Source organism: Citrobacter telavivensis (assembly GCA_009363175.1).
Classification (GTDB): Bacteria; Pseudomonadota; Gammaproteobacteria; order Enterobacterales; family Enterobacteriaceae; genus Citrobacter_A; species Citrobacter_A telavivensis.
Window position 1 is genome coordinate 5,195,415 of record CP045205.1, and the last position, 19,781, is coordinate 5,215,195.

The 19,781-nt window shown below is 57.1% G+C and carries 17 protein-coding genes and 3 pseudogenes; 12 read left to right on the top strand and 8 right to left on the bottom strand.

Annotated elements, in window-relative coordinates; all coding sequences use genetic code 11:
* Positions 1-2: 2 nt before the first annotated feature.
* Complete coding sequence (locus GBC03_27380) at positions 3-587, bottom strand: propanediol/glycerol family dehydratase medium subunit (GenBank protein ID QFS73674.1); 585 nt, start codon at positions 585-587, stop codon at positions 3-5.
* Positions 588-599: 12 nt separating this feature from the next.
* Entirely contained in the window at positions 600-2,267 is a 1,668-nt protein-coding gene (locus tag GBC03_27385) for a propanediol/glycerol family dehydratase large subunit (protein QFS73675.1), read from the bottom strand.
* Positions 2,268-2,680: 413 nt separating this feature from the next.
* On the opposite strand from GBC03_27385, the gene GBC03_27390 reads away from it, so the two are divergent.
* From GBC03_27390 to GBC03_27405, 4 genes are read left to right on the top strand one after another with little or no spacing between them, the layout of a single operon-like run.
* On the top strand, positions 2,681-3,109 hold the full coding sequence (locus tag GBC03_27390) for a heme-binding protein (protein ID QFS74146.1): 429 nt from the start codon (positions 2,681-2,683) through the stop codon (positions 3,107-3,109).
* Positions 3,110-3,130: 21 nt separating this feature from the next.
* The gene (locus GBC03_27395; protein ID QFS73676.1) at positions 3,131-4,294 is read left to right on the top strand and encodes a 1,3-propanediol dehydrogenase; all 1,164 of its coding nucleotides are present in this window, start codon (positions 3,131-3,133) and stop codon (positions 4,292-4,294) included.
* Positions 4,295-4,314: 20 nt separating this feature from the next.
* Positions 4,315-4,668, top strand: a complete 354-nt coding sequence (locus GBC03_27400; GenBank protein ID QFS73677.1) for a hypothetical protein — start codon at positions 4,315-4,317, stop codon at positions 4,666-4,668.
* A complete protein-coding gene (locus tag GBC03_27405) occupies positions 4,669-5,199 on the top strand; it encodes a cob(I)yrinic acid a,c-diamide adenosyltransferase (GenBank protein QFS73678.1) in 531 nt (176 codons plus the stop codon). It abuts the gene before it with no gap.
* On the opposite strand, the gene dhaR is transcribed toward GBC03_27405, so the two are convergent.
* The 3 genes from dhaR to GBC03_27420 form a co-directional block, all read right to left on the bottom strand.
* Positions 5,177-7,102 carry a PTS-dependent dihydroxyacetone kinase operon transcriptional regulator DhaR gene (gene dhaR / locus GBC03_27410; protein ID QFS73679.1) on the bottom strand — a complete coding sequence of 642 codons (1,926 nt, stop codon included), beginning with the start codon at positions 7,100-7,102 and terminating at the stop codon, positions 5,177-5,179. The two genes, GBC03_27405 and dhaR, sit on opposite strands and share 23 nt — an antisense overlap.
* Before the next feature lie 101 nt (positions 7,103-7,203).
* Positions 7,204-8,301 (bottom strand): iron-containing alcohol dehydrogenase, encoded by a 1,098-nt coding sequence (locus tag GBC03_27415; GenBank protein ID QFS73680.1) that lies wholly within the window; start codon positions 8,299-8,301, stop codon positions 7,204-7,206.
* 58 nt (positions 8,302-8,359) lie between these two features.
* Positions 8,360-8,584 carry a hypothetical protein gene (locus tag GBC03_27420; protein QFS73681.1) on the bottom strand — a complete coding sequence of 75 codons (225 nt, stop codon included), beginning with the start codon at positions 8,582-8,584 and terminating at the stop codon, positions 8,360-8,362.
* Positions 8,585-8,861: 277 nt separating this feature from the next.
* On the opposite strand from GBC03_27420, the pseudogene GBC03_27425 reads away from it, so the two are divergent.
* Positions 8,862-9,176: pseudogene (locus tag GBC03_27425) on the top strand (dihydroxyacetone kinase).
* A 69-nt stretch (positions 9,177-9,245) separates the two neighbouring features.
* A pseudogene (locus GBC03_27430) lies at positions 9,246-10,756 on the top strand (IS3 family transposase).
* Between the two features lie 24 nt (positions 10,757-10,780).
* Here GBC03_27430 and GBC03_27435 read toward each other — a convergent pair.
* From GBC03_27435 to GBC03_27445, 3 genes are read right to left on the bottom strand one after another with little or no spacing between them, the layout of a single operon-like run.
* Positions 10,781-11,464, bottom strand: coding sequence for an ATP-binding cassette domain-containing protein (locus tag GBC03_27435; GenBank protein ID QFS73682.1), 684 nt, complete (start codon positions 11,462-11,464; stop codon positions 10,781-10,783).
* 10 nt (positions 11,465-11,474) lie between these two features.
* Positions 11,475-13,163, bottom strand: coding sequence for an ABC transporter permease subunit (locus GBC03_27440; GenBank protein ID QFS73683.1), 1,689 nt, complete (start codon positions 13,161-13,163; stop codon positions 11,475-11,477).
* The gene (locus GBC03_27445; protein ID QFS73684.1) at positions 13,147-14,184 is read right to left on the bottom strand and encodes an extracellular solute-binding protein; all 1,038 of its coding nucleotides are present in this window, start codon (positions 14,182-14,184) and stop codon (positions 13,147-13,149) included. Before GBC03_27445 ends, GBC03_27440 begins: the two co-directional genes overlap by 17 nt.
* A 213-nt stretch (positions 14,185-14,397) precedes the next feature.
* Here GBC03_27445 and GBC03_27450 point away from each other — a divergent pair.
* From GBC03_27450 to dhaM, 6 genes and pseudogenes are all read left to right on the top strand, one after another.
* Positions 14,398-15,213, top strand: a pseudogene (locus GBC03_27450) (IS1595 family transposase).
* Positions 15,214-15,280: 67 nt separating this feature from the next.
* Positions 15,281-16,261, top strand: a complete 981-nt coding sequence (locus GBC03_27455) for an IS5-like element ISKpn26 family transposase (GenBank protein QFS73685.1) — start codon at positions 15,281-15,283, stop codon at positions 16,259-16,261.
* Between the two features lie 57 nt (positions 16,262-16,318).
* Positions 16,319-16,528 carry a hypothetical protein gene (locus GBC03_27460; GenBank protein QFS73686.1) on the top strand — a complete coding sequence of 70 codons (210 nt, stop codon included), beginning with the start codon at positions 16,319-16,321 and terminating at the stop codon, positions 16,526-16,528.
* Positions 16,529-16,624: 96 nt separating this feature from the next.
* Positions 16,625-17,695, top strand: a complete 1,071-nt coding sequence (gene dhaK / locus GBC03_27465) for a dihydroxyacetone kinase subunit DhaK (protein QFS73687.1) — start codon at positions 16,625-16,627, stop codon at positions 17,693-17,695.
* Positions 17,696-17,705: 10 nt separating this feature from the next.
* A complete protein-coding gene (gene dhaL / locus GBC03_27470; GenBank protein ID QFS73688.1) occupies positions 17,706-18,338 on the top strand; it encodes a dihydroxyacetone kinase ADP-binding subunit DhaL in 633 nt (210 codons plus the stop codon).
* Positions 18,339-18,348: 10 nt separating this feature from the next.
* Positions 18,349-19,767 (top strand): dihydroxyacetone kinase subunit DhaM, encoded by a 1,419-nt coding sequence (gene dhaM / locus GBC03_27475; protein ID QFS73689.1) that lies wholly within the window; start codon positions 18,349-18,351, stop codon positions 19,765-19,767.
* Positions 19,768-19,781: the final 14 nt, after the last annotated feature.

Here is a 19,781-nt window from a genome sequence, read left to right on the forward strand (position 1 = left end):
GGTCACTCCCTTACTAAGTCGACGTGCAGGGTGACGGGCTCGGCGTCCTGCACCACATGTTTGGTCTCTTTGATATGAAATAGCGCGGCTTTGGCCATAAATTTCGGCCGCACCATCTGATCGTTCACCACCGGCACCGGCGAAGGTGACTCTTTGCGCGCATAGCGCGCGGCGTTTTTGCCAATCTGCCGGTAGGTTTCCAGCGTCAGCAGCGGCGCCTGGGAGAACAGCTCCAGGTTGCTGAGCGGCAGCAGATCGCGCTGATGGATGACCGTGGTCCCCTTCGACTGGATACCGATGCCGATCCCCGAGCCGCTCAGGTTGGCAGCATCCCAGGCCATAAAGGAGACGTCGGACGTGCGCAGAATGCGCACCACCCGGGCGTGAAGCCCCTCTTCTTCCACCCCGGCAATCAGCTCTTTGAGGATCGCGCCATGGGGCATATCGATCAGAGTGTGATGCTGGTGTTTATCGAAGGCAGGGCCGACGCCGATCACCACTTCATCGGCGCGTTCATCGGCAGAAGCTACCCCGCCCTCGCGGGTTTTCAGGGTAAAAGAGGGCTGAATTTGGGTTGTCTGTTGCACAGGAATACCGCCTTATTCAATGGTGTCGGGCTGAACCACGCCCGGAATATTTTTGATCTCCGCCCAGCGTTCGGCAGAGATGCGATAGCCGGTGCCCGGCCCCTGATAGTCATTGATGTCGTTGACCGCACTCACCACCTCGAACTGCCGATCGAGAATGGCCGAGGTCTGCAGGTAATCGCCGGTGACCCGCTGGCGCAGCATATTGAGAATATTGCTGGCGATATCCTCAAAGCCGCTGCGGCTCAGCGCGCCGACAATATCGAGGCCGGTGATGTTGCGCTTCATCATCTCTTCCACCGCACTCAGATCCTCCACCACGTTACGCGGCGGCATCTCGTTGCTACCGTGCGCGTAGGTGGCGGCCTCTACCTCCTCGTCGGCGATTGGCGGCAGCCCCAGCTCGCGGAAAACCGCCTGGATCGCCCGCGCCGCTTTCTGGCGAATGGCAATGGTTTCCGCCTCGGTCACCGGACGCAGGCCGCCGTCAACCATCAGGTCACGCTGCAGGATGTTGTAATCATCAAAATCTTCCGCATCGAAGTTCGAGCCGGCGAACATGTTGTCGTAGTTCGGCACCGCGCTGTAGCCGGAGAAAATAAAGTCGGTGCCCGGCAGCATCTGCATCAGGGTGCGCGCGGTGCGGCGAATATCCGAGTGGGAGAAAGTCTGGTCGTTAGCGGACGCCACTTCGAGGTCGAGCATAGAGGCGATCAGGTTTTCCGCCAGCACCGCCCGAATGCCCGACGGCACAGCGCCGGTCATGCCGATACAGCTCACCGCGCCGTTTTGCAGCCCCTGAACCCCGGCGCCTTTGGTAATGAAGATGCAGCGCGATTCGAGGTAGAGCATCGACTTGCTCTCCGAATAGCCCATCAGCGCTTCGGATCCGGTGCCGGAGGTGTAGCGCATTTTCAACCCGCGGGAGGCGTAGGCCGAGGCGAGGAACGCCTTTGACCACGGAGTATCATCGCCGTCGGTAAATACCGCTTCAGTGCCGTAGACCGACACCGTCTCGGCGTAGCTGGTTAAGCCACGCATGCCCAGCTCCAGCTCGGTGGCCTCTTCCACCGAGCACTGCGTCAACACGCCGGGGCGGCCGCACTGCGAGCCGACCAACAGCGCCAGGGCGTTAAACGGCGCATAGCGCGCGATACCGACCGTGGTCTCCTGTTCTGAGAAGCCGCGGATCCCGGCCTCGGCGGCGTCAGCGGCAATCTGCACCGGATTATCTTTGAGATTGGTGACGTGGCACTGGTTGGAGGGGGTCCGGCGGGCACGCATCTTCTGCAGCGCCATCATCATCTCCACCACGTTCATCTGCGCCATCACCTCGACCGCTTTGGCCGGCGTGATGGCGGTAGTGATGGCAATGATCTCCTCCCGGCTGACGTGAATATCCACCAGCATGCGGGCTATTTCCACCGCCTCCAGGCGCATTGCCTGCTCTGTGCGCTCAACGTTGATCGCGTAATCGGCGATAAACCGGTCGATCATGTCAAACTGGTCCCGGCGTTTGCCGTCCAGCTCGACGATCAGACCGTTGTCCACTTTTACTGAAGAGACCGGGTCAAAGGGGCTGTCCATGGCGATCAGCCCCTCTTCAGGCCACTCGCCAATCAGCCCGTCCTGATTGACGGGGCGCTGGGCCAGTACTGCAAATCGTTTTGATCTTTTCATTGTTCATCGGCTCAAAAGGTGAAATCCGCAGACGGTAGCGAATACGCCGGGCCAGCGTCGTTGCCGCCCGGCCATTACCGGCAATAGCGGAACTTTAAATGAGCCAGTGGTGAAAAAAATAAATTTAATTTCGTTTCAATTTGGCACACGAAATCTACCGACAGTTTCACTATGAAACTTTACTCCGGCGGCAAAAATAAAAAATGTGATCGCCCGCAATGATATAAATCAATTAATAAAAAACGCCCTTAATTACGTTTTGCCGACGCTATTTTAACCCTATTGACTAAATCATGGCGGGCGACAAAATAACGCTGACAAAAATAAAGCAAGCCAACCGAATGGTAATAGTTTTTTACTATCGCCCCCTACTGACTATTCGCGCCAGCGTTATCCTGGTGCGGGAGAGAATGATGAACAAGAGCCAACAAGTTCAGACAATCACCCTGGCCGCCGCCCAGCAAATGGCGGCGGCGGTGGAAAAAAAAGCCACTGAGATCAACGTGGCGGTGGTGTTTTCCGTAGTTGACCGCGGAGGCAACACGCTGCTTATCCAGCGGATGGACGAGGCCTTCGTCTCCAGCTGCGATATTTCCCTGAATAAAGCCTGGAGCGCCTGCAGCCTGAAGCAAGGTACCCATGAAATTACGCCAGCGGTCCAGCCAGGACAATCTCTGTACGGTCTGCAGCTTACCAACCAACAGCGAATTATTATTTTTGGCGGCGGCCTGCCAGTTATTTTTAATGAGCAGGTAATTGGCGCCGTCGGCGTTAGCGGCGGTACGGTCGAGCAGGATCAATTATTAGCCCAGTGCGCCCTGGATTGTTTTTCCGCATTATAACCTGAAGCGAGAAGGTATATTATGAGCTATCGTATGTTTGATTATCTGGTGCCAAACGTTAACTTTTTTGGCCCCAACGCCATTTCCGTAGTCGGCGAACGCTGCCAGCTGCTGGGGGGGAAAAAAGCCCTGCTGGTCACCGACAAAGGCCTGCGGGCAATTAAAGATGGAGCGGTGGACAAAACCCTGCATTATCTGCGGGAGGCCGGGATCGAGGTGGCGATCTTTGACGGCGTCGAGCCGAACCCGAAAGACACCAACGTGCGCGACGGCCTCGCCGTGTTTCGCCGCGAACAGTGCGACATCATCGTCACCGTGGGCGGCGGCAGCCCGCACGATTGCGGCAAAGGCATCGGCATCGCCGCCACCCATGAGGGCGATCTGTACCAGTATGCCGGAATCGAGACCCTGACCAACCCGCTGCCACCTATCGTCGCGGTCAATACCACCGCCGGCACCGCCAGCGAGGTCACCCGCCACTGCGTCCTGACCAACACCGAAACCAAAGTGAAGTTTGTGATCGTCAGCTGGCGCAACCTGCCGTCGGTCTCTATCAACGATCCGCTGCTGATGATCGGTAAACCGGCCGCCCTGACCGCGGCGACTGGGATGGATGCCCTGACCCACGCCGTAGAGGCCTATATCTCCAAAGACGCTAACCCGGTGACGGACGCCGCCGCCATGCAGGCGATCCGCCTCATCGCCCGCAACCTGCGCCAGGCCGTGGCCCTCGGCAGCAATCTGCAGGCGCGGGAAAACATGGCCTATGCTTCTCTGCTGGCCGGGATGGCTTTCAATAACGCCAACCTCGGCTACGTGCACGCCATGGCGCACCAGCTGGGCGGCCTGTACGACATGCCGCACGGCGTGGCCAACGCTGTCCTGCTGCCGCATGTGGCCCGCTACAACCTGATCGCCAACCCGGAGAAATTCGCCGATATCGCTGAACTGATGGGCGAAAATATCACCGGACTGTCCACTCTCGACGCGGCGGAAAAAGCCATCGCCGCTATCACGCGTCTGTCGATGGATATCGGTATTCCGCAGCATCTGCGCGATCTGGGAGTAAAAGAGGCCGACTTCCCCTACATGGCGGAGATGGCTCTGAAAGACGGCAATGCGTTCTCGAACCCGCGTAAAGGCAACGAGCAGGAGATTGCCGCGATTTTCCGCCAGGCATTCTGAGTGTTAACGAGGGGACCGTCATGTCGCTTTCACCGCCAGGCGTACGCCTGTTTTACGATCCGCGCGGGCACCATGCCGGCGCCATCAATGAGCTGTGCTGGGGGCTGGAGGAGCAGGGGGTCCCCTGCCAGACCATAACCTATGACGGAGGCGGTGACGCCGCTGCGCTGGGCGCCCTGGCGGCCAGAAGCTCGCCCCTGCGGGTGGGTATCGGGCTCAGCGCGTCCGGCGAGATAGCCCTCACTCATGCCCAGCTGCCGGCGGACGCGCCGCTGGCTACCGGACACGTCACCGATAGCGACGATCATCTGCGTACGCTCGGCGCCAACGCCGGGCAGCTGGTTAAAGTCCTGCCGTTAAGTGAGAGAAACTGAATGTATCGTATCTATACCCGCACCGGGGATAAAGGCACCACCGCCCTGTACGGCGGCAGCCGCATCGAGAAAGACCATATTCGCGTCGAGGCCTACGGCACCGTCGATGAACTGATATCCCAACTGGGCGTCTGCTACGCCACGACCCGCGACGCCGGGCTCCGGGAAAGCCTGCACCATATTCAGCAGACGCTGTTCGTGCTGGGGGCTGAACTGGCCAGCGATGCGCGGGGCCTGACCCGCCTGAGCCAGACGGTCGGCGAAGAGGAGATCACCGCCCTGGAGCGGCTTATCGACCGCAATATGGCCGAGAGCGGCCCGTTAAAACAGTTCGTGATCCCGGGGAGGAATCTCGCCTCTGCCCAGCTGCACGTGGCGCGCACCCAGTCCCGTCGGCTCGAACGCCTGCTGACGGCCATGGACCGCGCGCATCCGCTGCGCGACGCGCTCAAACGCTACAGCAATCGCCTGTCGGATGCCCTGTTCTCCATGGCGCGTATCGAGGAGACTAGGCCTGATGCTTGCGCTTGAATTGGCTGGCGTCAATATCGTACTGCTTCATTTTGCGCCACAGGGTGGTGCGGCCGATATTGAGCAGCTGCGACATCTCCTGCACCCGCCCGCTGGTCACCCGGGCGGCGTGAATAATAGCTTCCTTTTCGATGGCGCTAAAGGTCAGGCTGGCCGGCAGCAGCGATGACGCGCTATCCCCGCCCGGCCGCTCGGAAAAGAGATATTCCGGCAGATTACTCAGGCGAATGTGGCCGTTGTCGCTGCTGATGGCGATATTCTCAATGACGCTGTTGAGCTCAAAATCATTCCCCGGCCATGAGTAGGCCACCAGCTGCGCCAGCGCGTCATCGTCCACTTTCAGTCGCGAAGAGAAACGCTTCTCCAGGCTCTTCAACCGGTTATGCACCAGCGACGGAATACTGTTGCGTCGGGCGCGCAGCGGCGGGATGACGATCTCAAAGGAGTGCAGCGCATAGTACAGCTGGCGGCTAAAGCGGTTCTGTTCCACCAGATTGGCCAGATCGACGGTGGTGGTGGCAATCACCTTCACATCCACCGGGATCAGGCGCCGGGCGTCGAGGCGGGTGAGCACGCCCTGCTTAATCACCTGCAGCAGGGCCGACTGCAGCTCCGGCGCCAGATACTCGATCTTTTCCAGAAACAGGGTGCCGCCGTTGGCCAGCTCAAGGCGGCTCAGGCGACCATTTTCATCGTCGGTAGGGGCGCTGCCCATAAAGTCCTGGCCCAGCACGCTGTCGGCATATAGCTGGCAGTTGACGGCGATGTAGGGGCCGCCCGCCCGTTCGCTTTCATTGTGGATAGCCTGGCTCAGCAGCTCTTTCCCAACCCCCTCTTCGCCGCACAGCAGCACCGGGAAGCCACCGCGCGCCGCCTGGCGGCCAAAGTGGATCAGGCGTCGGGTTTCCGGATCGTCGGCAGACATCTGCTCAAAGGTGTGGCTCACTTTACCGAGCTGGCTGGTCATCAGCTGCCGCATCTGCTCCACCGGGTGCAGCAGCAGAATAAAACTGTTGCCTTGCGCCTCGACAATCGGTTTTAAGGTGATCACCGCATCGACAAACTGATGCTGACTTTCAAAGGTGACTTCGACGTGATTCAGGCCGCGGGCGTGTTTGATGGCGCGGCGCAGCAGCGCCGGGAGGGTCACCAGATCGGCGATATTTTTCCCCTGGCTGGCCTGAACATCAAGATGCAGCAGTCTCGCCGCCTGAACATTGAGAAACTGCAGCACGCCCTGTTCGTTCCACGCCATCACCCCATCGTCCATGCTCTCCAGCAGGCCGTACATCTGATTAAGGTGACGGTTGGATTCCGCCAGCAGGCTGTCGGTGAGCAGGGAGTTACCCACCTCGCGGGCGATGGCCAGCGTCAGGGAGAGGTCGGCGCTGGACTGGTGCTCGACCAGACAGCAAAGCGAAATAGAGCCGAACAGCCGCCCGTGGTTATCAAACACCGGCGTCGAGCAAAAACTCCATGGCTGTAGCGCCTGCTTAAAATGCCGATCGCCGGCGGTGTTGATCGGCTGGCCCTGCATCGCGGCCAGCGACAGCGCGCAGGTGCCGATAATGCTCTCAGCACAATAGCTGCCGTCGCGAAATCCCAGGGCAGCCAGCTGGGCCAGGGTTTGCGGCTCGCCGCAACGGCTGAGGATGCAGGCAGACTCATCAAGAATAAACAGCGCGCAGGGGCGACCGTCCATAAACTCCCAGGCGTCTTCCAGCGCCGCCTGACCGATGGTCAGCAGCGCGGTTTTACGCCGACAGATGGAGTCGAAGGTCAGGCCCTGGGCCTGGTGCGGCGTTTGCCAGGTTTCGCGCTGCATAAACTTGCTGCAGCGGTGCCATGACTGGGCGATGACGGAAGAGACCGCCTTCCCGGTATCCTGAGTCTGAACAGTCATATCCTTTTCCGCGTTGTACCATAGAGAACCCCTCCGGCAGCGACTGCCGGAGGGGAGAAAGAAAAACCGCTGACCTGGGCCAGCGGTTTAGCCACCGCGAATTAACGCGCCAGCCACTGCTGGCCTAACAGATCGGCGGTGAGGATAGCGGCATGGACGCTCTCCGGGGTCACCGCAAACGGCATATTGTGGATGGTTTCCCCTTCCGCGCAGGTGGCTTTCGCCACCGCGGCGATTTTCTCGTCGATCCCCTCTTTGACGCCCATCTGCGCGAGCGTCACCGGCAGGCCGACGCGCTGGCAGAAGCCCAGCACCGTTTCAATCTCGTCCATCGGGCTGTTCTGTAGCACCAGCTGCGCCAGGGTACCGAAGGCCACTTTCTCACCGTGATACAGGTGATGGCACTCTTCAAGAATGGTGAAACCGTTGTGGATTGCATGGGCGGCGGCCAGGCCACTGCTTTCAAAGCCAATGCCGCTGAGGTAAGTGTTCGCCTCGATGATGCGCTCCAGCGCTTCGGTCACTACCCCGGCCTGCGCCGCCAGACGGGCCTTTTCGCCCTCCGCCAGCAGCGTATCATAGCACAGGCGGGCGAGGCTCAGCGCCGCCTCGGTGGACTGTCCTCCGGCCATGCTGGTGGCGCGCGCATCGTAGCAAGCTTTGGCCTCGAACCAGGTGGAGAGCGCATCGCCCATGCCGGAGACCAGCAGGCGTACCGGCGCTTTGGCGATAATCGCCGTGTCCATCACCACCATATCCGGGTTTTTCGGATAGATCAGATACTCTTCAAACTCGCCCGCTTCGGTGTAGATCACCGACAGCGCGCTGGTCGGCGCATCGGTCGAGGCGATGGTCGGGATCACCACCACCGGCAGCTTCTGGTAGTAACCGATCGCCTTCGCGGTATCGAGGGTTTTACCACCGCCGATCCCGACCACGCCGCGGCAACCGTGTTTTTTCAGAATGGCAATCAGGCGATTAATTTCAACATGGCTGCATTCACCGTTGAAGCGTTCCGCGTGGCAGCTAATGTCATGGCTGTGCAGGCCATTGAGTACCTTTTCTCCCGCCAGCTTCATGACGAAGTCGTCCGCAATCACGAAAAAGCTGTCCGCCAGATTTTTAGCGTATTGACCAAATAAGGTAGAAGCGTCAGGACCCTGGAGATATTTGGCTGGAGATTGAATAACTTTTAGCATTCCTTTCATCCTCAAATAAGTACATGTTTTTACATGGTGAGCCCTGGCGTTAACCCGTTTAGCCTGATGTTGACGGCGAAAGCGGACGTACCGGAGCGATGTAATAACTGTATGGCGAGGCGTGTACAAAAAAATCTTTCGTCATTTTGTTCTGATATGGAACAGATAAAAATGACATGCGTTTCATATTGGAACGCTTAACCACAAAAATAATGAGATTTGCGATCTCGATCCGTTCCGTTACCGCGAAATTACCGACAAACACGATGATAAATTTCCCCAATTACGCGCCATCCTGGGTAAAGCCCCGCAAAAAAGACTGACTGCGCCGTGTGGCCTGCTCTGATCGCAGGAGGAAAAAGTCGAGCGAGTTCGCATTGTGATGATTTCTCGCCTAATTAAGTTTCATTTCGGAACAAAAAACAGCAATCACGTTTCGTAATGAAACTCATTTTCGTGTTGTTTTTTTCCATGCTGACTTCGCCAGAATCTCTCTATCGCCTCCGCACCATGAACATGCATTCGGGGGGTTGTCTTACACTCAACCTCGAGGAGCCGTTATGTCTCAATTCTTTTTTAATCAACGCCCCCATCTCGTTAGCGACGTGATCGACGGTACAATTATCACCAGCCCGTGGAATAACCTGGCGCGTCTGGAGAGCGACCCGGCGATCCGTGTAGTGGTACGCCGCGATCTGAATAAAAACAACGTGGCGGTGATTTCCGGCGGCGGCTCCGGCCATGAACCGGCGCACGTCGGCTTTATTGGTAAAGGCATGCTGACCGCCGCGGTCTGCGGCGATCTGTTCGCCTCGCCGAGCGTCGATGCGGTACTCACCGCGATTCAGGCGGTGACCGGCGAGGCGGGCTGTCTGACCTGCTCCCCGTTGATTAGTACACCCCGATGTTAGTAATGTCTTCATAAGCCACATGAGGACATCCCCATGAAGAAGCGTTTTTCCGACGAACAGATCATCAGTATTCTCCGCGAAGCCGAAGCTGGGGTACCCGCCCGTGAACTCTGCCGCAAGCATGCCATTTCCGATGCCACGTTTTACATCTGGCGTAAGAAGTATGGCGGTATGGAGGTGCCTGAAGTTAAGCGCCTGAAGTCGCTTGAGGAAGAGAACGCCAGACTCAAGAAGCTGCTTGCCGAAGCCATGCTGGATAAAGAGGCGCTTCAGGTGGCTCTTGGGCGAAAGTACTGACGACAGACCAGAAGCGGGAAGCCGTGATGTTGATGTGTGATGCGACCGGTCTGTCGCAACGTCGTGCCTGCAGGCTTACAGGTTTATCCCTGTCGACCTGCCGCTATGAGGCTCACCGTCCGGCTGCTGATGCGCATTTATCAGGGCGCATCACTGAGCTGGCACTGGAGCGCAGGCGTTTTGGCTACCGTCGTATTTGCCAGTTGCTGCGCCGTGAAGGGCTTCATGTTAATCATAAGCGCGTGTACCGGCTTTATCACCTCAGTGGCCTGGGCGTAAAACGCAGAAGACGTCGTAAAGGGCTGGCAACAGAACGTCTGCCGCTGCTCCGTCCGGCGGCGCCCAATCTGACCTGGTCGATGGATTTCGTCATGGACGCACTTTCCACCGGTCGCAGGATCAAGTGTCTTACCTGCGTCGATGATTTCACAAAGGAATGCCTGACGGTCACTGTTGCCTTTGGGATTTCAGGCGTTCAGGTCACGCGTATTCTGGACAGCATTGCACTGTTTCGAGGCTATCCGGGCGTCGATGTTTTTCTGCCTAAATCGGGTTCAACGCTGGTTGTGCCGCAGCAACTGATACTTCCGGATACCGTGCGCGAGGGGATTGTCATCAACGTCGCCGAGATGCGGCTTTACTATTATCCTGCTGGCAGCAATACGGTTGAGGTTTTACCCATTGACATTGGTCAGGCGGGTAGAGAAACGCCGCGTAACTGGGTGACGGCGGTCGAACGTAAGCAGGAAGCACCAAGCTGGACGCCGACGCCAAATACCCGACGTGAATACGCCGCTCGCGGTGAAAGCTTGCCGGCTTTTGTTCCTGCCGGGCCAGAAAATCCGATGGGCCTGTATGCAATTTATATTGGCAGGCTTTATGCCATTCACGGGACAAATGCCAATTTCGGTATTGGTTTGCGGGTAAGTCAGGGGTGCATCCGTTTGCGGAATGATGACATCAAGCACCTGTTTGATACGGTGCCTGTAGGGACGCGTGTACAATTAATTGACCGACCGGTGAAATACAGCGAAGAGCCGGACGGTAGTCGCTGGGTGGAAGTACATGAGCCGCTGTCACGAAACCGTTCGGAATACGAGTCTGACAGAAAGGTGCCTTTGTCAGTCACTCCCGCTTTGCGCACCTTTATCAGCGGGAATGACGTGGATGTGAGCCGCGGGAGCCAGGCACTGGAAAGGCGCTCCGGTATGCCGGTGAACATCAGCCTGGTACAGAAGCATTATTAATTTTCAGGGCGACTTTGTTGACCTTCAGGTCGGATGGGTCGCTTTTTTAATTTGATACTGCCCCATTTTTACCACGCCAATATGGTCAGCCATTAGTTGGGCTTCGTGTTCACTGTGGGTAACCAACAGCGCCGTTTGCCCGGCGGCGCGCAAAATATCCCGTACCTCGTTGCCAAGACGCTCACGTGTGCGCTTATCCAGGCTGGAGAAGGGTTCATCCAGCAACAGGATTTCCGGATGTGGCGCCAACGCGCGCGCAAGGGCGATACGCTGTTGTTGCCCGCCGGAAAGCTCATGCGGATAGCGGTTGGCATGGCTGTGTAACTCCACCATTTTCAACAGCTCAGTCACTCTGGCCTGTTGTTCCTCACGCGGCATGCGACGCAATCCAAAGGCCACATTTTGCTGCGCGGTCAGATGGGGGAATAACGCATACTCCTGGAAGACCATGCCGACATGACGTTTTTCCGGTGGCAGATGAACGCCGGGACCGGCAACACGTCGCTGTGACACATAGATCTCTCCGTTTTGCAGGCGTTCAAATCCGGCAACTGCGCGTAGTACCGTGGTTTTTCCGCAGCCTGAGGCACCCAGCAGACAGGCAATTTCACCTTTACGTACCGACATTGAAAATCCGCTCAGTACCGATTGCTGGCTGTTGCCATAAGCAACGTGTACATCCTGGAGTCGTAATGCAATTTCTGACATTGTTGCTCTCTTAACCACGGCGAGTCATTTGGTGACGCACCAACAAAATAACCGGTAGCGTGCCAGCTAAAACAATCATTAGCGCGGCGATAGCACCTTCTTCATAGGTTCCACGTGCGGCTTCCGCATACAGTAACGTTGCCAGCGTTTCAAAATTGACCGGGCGCAAAAGCAACGTTGTTGGCAGCTCTTTCATGGCATCAGCAAAAACCAGCAGGGCACTGCTGACTAATGCCGGGCGCAGCAGGGGAAAATGGACTCGTGCAAACGTCCCCGCACCATTCTCGCCCAACAGACGAGACGCCTGTTCCAGCGAAGGTGGAATGCGGCCCAGACCAGAATCCAGCGCGCCAATGGCAATCGCCTGGAATCGCATGGCACAACAAATTACCAGCAGGATCCCTGCGGACATCAGCGGCAGGCCGCGAACATCCAGTAAATCGGCCAGCCAGCGGTCGACAGCCATGGCGGGGGGTAAAAAACCAATCGCCAGAATTGTGCCGGGAACCGCATAGCCTAAAGAGGCCAGACGCATCACGCCGCGACGAAATCCCGGCATGGCGTTGTCTGCGGCGCTATGGCGGGCGCTCCAGGCCACCAGCATACTGACACAAACCACCACCAGCGTGGTTCCCGCTGCCAGCGATAGCGTATTTTGCAATGCTGACAGTAACGAAGAGGAAAGGGGGTTCTCATCGCCTATGCGTTTGGCGCTTTCCCACATTAAAAACAGTACCGGTGCCAGAAAACCCAGTACAACCGGCAGTGAAATAACGCCACCGAGCAGCCAACCGCGCCAGCCCTGCACGCGCGAAGGTTGAATTTCCCGCAGGCTGCGGCTGCTGAATCCTTGTTTTCTGCGACCATAAAATTCCAGTGTCAGAATCAGGAATATAAACATCAGCATCATGCAGGCAATTTGCGCCGCAGCAGATAAATCAGAACGCGAGATCCATGTGGTGTACACGGTAACGGTTAACGTCTGTACCCCGAGAAACTCCGATGCGCCAATATCGTTGAGCGTTTCCAGCAGTGCCAGGCTGATCCCAACGGCCAGTGCCGGACGGGCCATGGGCAAAGCAACACGAAAAAAGGTTCCGGTTGCGCTGCATCCCAGCGTGCGTGCGGCTTCCAGTAAATGGGCGGGCTGGCTGATAAACATAGCGCGGGTTGTCAGATACACGTATGGGTAAAGCACTAATCCGAGCAGGATGATTGCGCCGGAAAGTGAGCGTAAATCTGGCAGCCGGAACTGTCTTGGGCTGTCAAAGCCCAGTAAAAAACGGATAAAGGTTTGCAGGGGGCCAATCGGATGCAGCAGATCGAGCCACGCAAAGGCCACAATGTAGGTTGGCATTGCCAGCGGCAACAGTAACGCCCAGCTAAGAATTTTACGTCCAGGAAAATCCCATGCCGTTACCGCCCATGCGCTGCCTACGCCAATCACGCCGACCATCACCGCGACACCGGCTAATAACAGCACGGTATTTTTTAGTGCGGCAGGCAGTACATACGTCAGGAGATTATCCCAGTGAGATAAATTGGCCTGGGTAGCCTGCCAAATTAGCGCAATGATCGGTGTCAGAACGCCAAGCGCTACGCACAGTGCGCCAAGATGTAGCGGCGTTAATAATGACTGCGGCCCGGAAACCAGGCCGCGTAACGTCGGAAACTGCAGAGGTTTATTGATCGAATCCAACTTTATCTACCAGCAGACTAGCTTGTTTACGATATTTAACGATTTCGGTTAACGGCGTTTTATCGACGTTGATTTCACCAATAGTTGCGCTGATAACCGGATCAAGCGTCACGCCTTTCAGTACCGGGTATTCGAAGTTCGCTTTCGCATACTGCTGCTGGGCAGGTGCGGAAACCAGATATTCCATCAGCTTAACGGCATCGGCTTTATTTGGCGCATAGCGGGCTACAGCTGCGCCACTGATGTTGACGTGTGTACCGCCATTTTCAAAGGTGGGTTTAACGACTTTAATCGCATCGCCCCACTGACGTGCATCACTGCCTTCTTTGGCGTTTTTCATATGGCCGACGTAATAGGAGTTGGCGAGACCAATATCGCAAATTCGGCCGAGAATATCGCGAGCAACATCGCGGTCGCCACCGGTAGCTTTACGCGCCAGGTTAGCTTTCACACCGCGCAGCCATTCTTCGGTCTTTGCTTCACCGTGATGAGCAATCATTGCGGCGATCAGCGCCGTGTTATACGGGTGCTGTCCGGAACGAATACAGACTTTACCTTTGTACTCAGGGCTGGCGAGTTGTTCGTAATGCCAGTTATCGATTGGCAGTGACTTCTCGGCATACAGCACGCGGGCACGCATCGACAGCGCAAACCACTGATTATCTGCGCCGCGCAGATTAGCCGGAATAGCGGTTTTTAGTGCTTCTGACTCTACAGGCTGAGTTACACCCGCTTCCACTAAATCAATGAGGTTACCGGCATCGACGGTCATCAGCAGGTCGGCAGGTGAATTTTTACCTTCAGCTTTAACGCGCTCAAGCATACCGTCCTTGATATAGACCGTACTGACTTTGATGCCGCTGGTTTTGGTCCAGCTATCAAGCAAAGGCTGGATCAGACCCGGTTCACGGGTGGTATAGAGCGTTAACGTTTCCTGAGCGAACGCCGGTAGGCTAACTGAGAAGACCAGGACAGAGGCAAATGTGATACGGCGCAGTCCGGCGCGAGGCAGAGAATTCATCGTTTATATCCCAGAGTAATTGGAACGTACAGTGAACCGAGCGGGGGGATCGTTCCTTTGGCTCGCGTACAATAAATGATAATCACTAGCACTTACAATAATTGCAAAGTTTAAACGATTTACATTTACATAACTTTACCTGATTACCCATGATTAGCAGTCAGTTACCACGAACTATACTGATCTTACGTACAGTTATCGAGGTGCGAGATCATGGCCAAAAGCAAAATCCAATTCCAGAAAGGCTACAGCCTGTTTGAGTTTCTCAAGGACTATGGCACTGAGGCTCAGTGCGAAAACGCGCTGTTCACTTGGCGTTTTCCTAACGGCTTTGTCTGCCCTGAATGTGCCAACAAGACCTGTTGTCGCCTGAGAAGGCGGCCACGTGTGTGGCAATGCAATCACTGCCGTCACCAGATGTCATTGACTGGAAACACGATTTTCGCAAACACCAAGCTCCCACTGACCAAGTGGTTTCTGGCAATGCACCTGTTGTCACAAACCAAAACAGGCTTGTCAGCGATGGAGCTAAAGCGCCAGTTGGGCGTCAAATATGACACCGCCTGGATGCTCAAGCACAAGCTGCTGCAAGCCATGAAAGAGTCCGATGACAAGCAGCCCATCAGCGGCATCATTCAGCTCGATGATGTCTACTGGGGTGGCGAGCGCCGTGGTGGCAAACGGGGTCGGGGCGCGGCAGGCAAGACGCCGTTTGTGGCAGCAGTGGCCCTGAACAAGGAAGGACATCCAATCAAGATGCGGATGACGGTGGTCGATGGTTTCAAAACCAAGTCCGTTGCTGATTGGGCAAAACGGCATATTGCCAGTGGTAGCGCGGTGATATCCGATGGATTGGCCTGTTTCAAAGCGGTCAAGGAGGCCAATTGTGAGCACCTGGGTGTTGTCACCAGGGGCAACCTGGACTGGCTGGATCATCCGGCATTCAACTGGGTAAACACGATGATAGGAAATGTGAAAAACTCGCTGCGGGGCAGTTGTCATAAGCTCGGAGCGAAGCATTTACCAAGGGAAGGTGCGAACAAGTTCCTGATATGAGATCATCATATTCATCCGGAGCGCATCCCAGAGGGACATCATGAGCCATCAACTCACCTTCGCCGATAGTGAATTCAGCACTAAGCGCCGTCAGACCCGAAAAGAGATTTTCCTCTCCCGCATGGAGCAGATTTTGCCATGGCAGAATATGACCGCTGTCATCGAGCCGTTTTATCCCAAGGCGGGCAATGGCCGACGGCCCTATCCGCTGGAGACCATGCTGCGTATTCACTGCATGCAGCATTGGTACAACCTGAGCGACGGTGCCATGGAAGATGCCCTGTACGAAATCGCCTCCATGCGCCTGTTTGCCCGATTATCCCTGGATAGCGCCTTGCCTGACCGCACCACCATCATGAATTTCCGCCACCTGCTGGAGCAGCATCAACTGGCCCGCCAATTGTTCAAGACCATCAATCGCTGGCTGGCCGAAGCAGGCGTCATGATGACTCAAGGCACCTTGGTCGATGCCACCATCATTGAGGCACCCAGCTCGACCAAGAACAAAGAGCAGCAACGCGATCCGGAGATGCATCAGACCAAGAAAGGCAATCAGTGGCACTTTGGCATGAAGGCCCACATTGGTGTCGATGCCAAGAGTGGCCTGACCCACAGCCTAGTCACCACCGCGGCCAACGAGCATGACCTCAATCAGCCGGGTAATCTGCTTCATGGAGAGGAGCAATTTGTCTCAGCCGATGCCGGCTACCAAGGAGCGCCACAGCGCGAGGAGCTGGCCGAGGTGGATGTGGACTGGCTGATCGCCGAGCGTCCCGGCAAGGTAAAAACCTTGAAGCAGCATCCGCGCAAGAACAAAACGGCCATCAACATCGAATACATGAAAGCCAGCATCCGTGCCAAGGTGGAGCACCCGTTTCGCATCATCAAGCGGCAGTTCGGCTTCGTGAAAGCCAGATACAAGGGGCTGCTGAAAAACGATAACCAACTGGCGATGTTATTCACCCTGGCCAACCTGTTTCGGGTGGACCAAATGATACGTCAGTGGGAGAGATCTCAGTAAAAACCGGAAATAACGCCAGAAATGGTGGAAAAAATAGCCTAAATAGGCTGATTCGATGTGTTTGCGGGAAAAAAATCGGCCCAGATCCGCGAAATTTTAATCAGCGAGTCAGCTTGGGAAGAAATGACCTGCTTATTCGCACCTTCCATGCAGAAAAAAACGGACAAATTATTAGCGCTGGCTCGCATTTCTCCTGTTTATCGGCAATTAATGTTCCATAAAGGAACAAAAATTCTTTTCTACGTTCCGTTATGGAATCAATTTTGACGGCATTTTATTTTGCGCCCGCTCAGCCAGAATCACTACATCGCCGGGCTACCCTTATAGACAGGCGACCTCCCCCTACCCTACGGAGCATAAACAATGAAAAAACTGATTAACCGTGTGGAAGATGTACTGAGTGAACAGCTTATCGGCCTGGCGAAGGCGCATCCTGAACTGACGCTGCACCAGGACCCGGTCTATGTCACCCGCGCTGATGCACCGGTCGCCGGCAAAGTGGCGCTGCTCTCCGGCGGCGGCAGCGGACACGAACCGATGCACTGCGGCTACATCGGCCAGGGCATGCTCTCCGGCGCCTGTCCGGGGGAAATTTTCACCTCGCCGACGCCGGACAAAATGTTCGAATGCGCGATGCAGATTGACGGCGGCGAAGGCGTCCTGCTGATTATCAAAAACTATACCGGCGACATCCTGAATTTTGAGACCGCCACCGAGCTGCTGCACGAAAGTGGCGTTAAGGTTACCACCGTCGTGGTGGATGACGACGTGGCGGTAAAAGACAGCCTCTATACCGCCGGACGCCGCGGCGTCGCCAATACCGTGCTGATTGAAAAACTGGTCGGCGCCGCCGCCGAACGCGGCGACTCGCTGGAAGCCTGCGCTGAACTGGGCCGCCGTTTAAATAACCTTGGTCACTCGATTGGCATCGCGCTGGGCGCCTGCACCGTACCGGCCGCCGGACAGCCCTCCTTTACCCTGAAAGATGATGAGATGGAGTTCGGCGTCGGCATCCATGGCGAGCCGGGTATCGACCGCCGCCGCTTCAGCTCGCTCGACCAAACCGTCGATGAGATGTTCGATACCCTGCTGGAAAACGGCGCATACAGCCGCACGCTGCGCCAGTGGGATAACGTCAAGGGAGCGTGGCAGGAAGTGAAACAGAGCAAAACCGCGCTGCAAAACGGCGATCGGGTTATCGCGCTGGTCAATAACCTCGGCGCCACCCCGCTTTCCGAACTGTACGGCGTTTACAACCGCCTTGCCCAGCGCTGCGAAGCGTCCGGCATTGTGATTGAACGCAACCTCATCGGCAGCTACTGCACCTCGCTGGATATGGCGGGTTTCTCCATCACCCTGCTGAAAGCGGATGATGACACGCTGGCGTTATGGGACGCCCCGGTCCATACCCCAGCGCTGAACTGGGGAAAATAAGGAGCACGACATGTCACTGAACAGAACGCAAATCGTCGACTGGCTGTACCGCTGTGGCGACATTTTCACCAAACAGAGCGATTTTCTCACCGGCCTTGATAAAGAGATCGGCGACGCCGACCACGGCCTCAATATGCATCGCGGCTTCAGCAAAGTGGTCGAAAAGCTGCCGTCGATCGCCGATAAAGACATCGGTTTTATTCTCAAGAATACCGGGATGACGCTGCTTTCCAACGTCGGCGGCGCCAGCGGCCCGCTGTTCGGCACCTTCTTTATCCGCGCCGCCCAGGTCACCCAGGCGCATCAGAGCCTGACCCTCGACGAGCTTTATCAGATGATCCGCGAAGGCGCGGACGGCGTCGTCAACCGTGGTAAAGCGGAGCCGGGCGATAAGACGATGTGCGACGTCTGGCTGCCGGTGGTGGAATCCCTGCGTCATTCCAGCGAGCAACATCTGTCTATCCCTGCCGCGCTGGATGCCGCCTGCGAAGTGGCCGAGCGCGCCGCCCACGCCACCATCACCATGCAGGCGCGTAAAGGCCGCGCCAGCTATCTCGGCGAGCGCAGCATCGGGCATCAGGATCCCGGCGCGACCTCGGTGCTGTTTATGGTTCAGATGCTGGCTGCCGCCGCCAAAGAGTAAGGAAATCGCGATGGTAAACCTGGTTATTGTTTCTCATAGCGCCCGGCTGGGCGAAGGTGTCGGAGAACTGGCCCGGCAGATGTTAATGAACGATGGCTGTAAGCTGGCGATCGCCGCCGGGATCGACGATCCCGACAGCCCGATCGGCACCGATCCGATTAAAGTCATGGAGGCGATCGAATCCGTCGCCGATACCGACCATGTTCTGGTGATGATGGATATCGGCAGCGCCCTGCTCAGCGCCGAAACCGCCCTCGATCTGCTCGATCCGGCGATGGCGGCAAAGGTGCGGCTGTGCGCCGCGCCGCTGGTCGAAGGGACGCTGGCGGCCACCGTCAGCGCCGCCTCCGGCGCCGGGATCGACAAAGTTATCGCCGATGCCATGAACGCCCTGGAAGCCAAGCGGGTTCAGCTGGGTTTACCTTCGCACACGCCTGACGCCGCCGCCCCAACGCTTGCTGACGACGGCGATGCTAAATCGGTTTCAGTCATTATTAACAATCACAACGGCCTGCACGTGCGTCCGGCATCAAAGCTGGTCGCCGCGCTGGCGGGTTTTAACGCCGACCTGGTGCTGGAGAAAAACGGCAAATGCGTCACCCCGGACAGTCTGAATCAAATCGCTCTGCTACAGGTGCGCCGCCACGATAAGCTGCGCCTGCTGGCCCGCGGTCCGGACGCCGATGCGGCGCTGGCGGCGTTTCAGGCGCTGGCCGCCGATAACTTCGGCGAGTCACCGGAGGCGCAGCCGACAGCGGAACCCGCCATACCTGCGCGTGTTGAAGGCGCCGCGATGCTTTATCCGCTGGCGCCGATCCAACCGGCGCTCCCCGCCGCCGCCGACATCGCCCGCGAGCAGCAGCGCCTGCGCCAGGCGATCGACCAGACGCTGGCCGATCTCAATGCGCTCACCGAGCTGGCGGAACACAAATTTAACGCCGATATCGCGGCGATCTTCGCCGGTCATCACACCTTGCTCGACGATGAAGATCTGTTTGATGCCGCCAACGATCGCCTGCTCACCGAACAGTGCTCGGCGGAATGGGCGTGGCATCAAGTGCTGATGGAGCTCAGCCAGCAGTATCGTCAGCTGGATGACGCCTATCTGCAGGCCCGTTATATCGATGTCGACGATATTCTGCAGCGCACGCTGCGCCATCTGCAGGGTATTAAGGAGACGCTGCCATTCGCCAGTGAGCCGACGATTATTATCGCCGACAATATTTATCCCTCGACTGTACTCCAACTGGATGCCAGCAAGGTCACCGGCCTGTGCCTGCGCGACGGCAGCGAACAGTCCCACGGCGCGATTATCGCCCGCGCGGCGGGGATCGCCTGGCTATGCCAGCAGGGCGAAGCGCTGAATGATATTCAGCCTGGCGAAGCCATCACGCTCGATATGCGTCTGCAACGTCTTATTCGTCGCTAAATCCACTTTGACCG